Genomic DNA, 323 nt, shown 5'->3' with positions numbered 1-323 from the left:
ATATCACGATCGGCTGCCTGCCTGCTCGTGAGCAATTCCCGGGCCGCTTCGCGCGAAGGCGCTCAAGCATACGAGCCACCGATCGGGCCATCGCGATCAGTTTTCTCGACCAGGTACGCCCATAAGCATCTTTCTCGTCGGCCGTCATCGCCTGCGTGCTCATTTCGAACGTCTCGCCTTTCGTGCGTAGATTCAACCCTTCAGCATCATCGGATGCACGTTCCAAAAGGGTAAGCTGTCGTTCTTCAAGACGACGCTGTTCATCGACGCGGCGTTTCTCCTCCTCTGCCTCAGCGCGCAGGCGTTGCGCAGCCTGTCGCTCA

1 protein-coding gene is annotated in these 323 nt (G+C 58.8%); it reads right to left on the bottom strand.

Translation table 11 applies throughout. The features are described 5' to 3' along the window. Positions 1–323, bottom strand: a 323-nt coding sequence (locus A3736_RS17535; RefSeq protein ID WP_197465533.1) for a hypothetical protein, incomplete at both ends; no start/stop codon positions are given.

It is taken from the genome of Erythrobacter sp. HI0063 (genome assembly GCF_001635685.1).
Taxonomy (GTDB): domain Bacteria; phylum Pseudomonadota; class Alphaproteobacteria; order Sphingomonadales; family Sphingomonadaceae; genus Qipengyuania.
This window is presented reverse-complemented; position numbering and strand designations above follow the sequence as displayed.